This is a genomic window from Xanthobacter autotrophicus, from assembly GCF_029991245.1.
Lineage (GTDB): Bacteria > Pseudomonadota > Alphaproteobacteria > Rhizobiales > Xanthobacteraceae > Xanthobacter > Xanthobacter autotrophicus_C.
On the sequence record NZ_JAIVFO010000372.1, the window covers coordinates 1 to 438 of the forward strand.

Below are 438 nucleotides of genomic sequence, written 5' to 3' on the forward strand. Positions count from 1 at the left end.
GAGAGGGAGTGCTCGAAGCGGCTGTGGAAGGCCGAGCGGTTCTGCAGGCCGGTGAGCGAATCGTGGTTGGCCAGGTAGTGCTGCTGGCGCGCGATCTCGATCTTGGAGGAGATGTCCTGCACGAGCGACATGATCGACGTCACGCGGCCGCCGGCGTCGGTCAGCGCGGAATTGAACCACTCGCAGTGCACCTCCGAGCCGTCGGCCCGGCGCACGCAGGACTCCACCCGGTTGCGCGTGGTGCGGCCCGAACGCAGGTCCGAGAACGCCTGCGAGAGATGCTGCTCCATCGCGGCCGTGCCCGGCAGCTCGTGCAGGCGGCGGCACTCGACCTGCACCAGATCCTGCCAGCCCATGAGTTCGATCGCGCGGCGCGAGCAGCGCAGCACGCGCAGCTGGTCGTCCATCTCCAGCACGGCCAGCGGGCTGTTGTCCATG

1 protein-coding gene is annotated in these 438 nt (G+C 68.7%); it reads right to left on the reverse strand.

Translation table 11 applies throughout. From position 1 onward, the window contains the following. Positions 1–438: PAS domain S-box protein (locus K9U41_RS23275; protein ID WP_282643205.1), on the reverse strand; the 438-nt coding region annotated here is incomplete at both ends.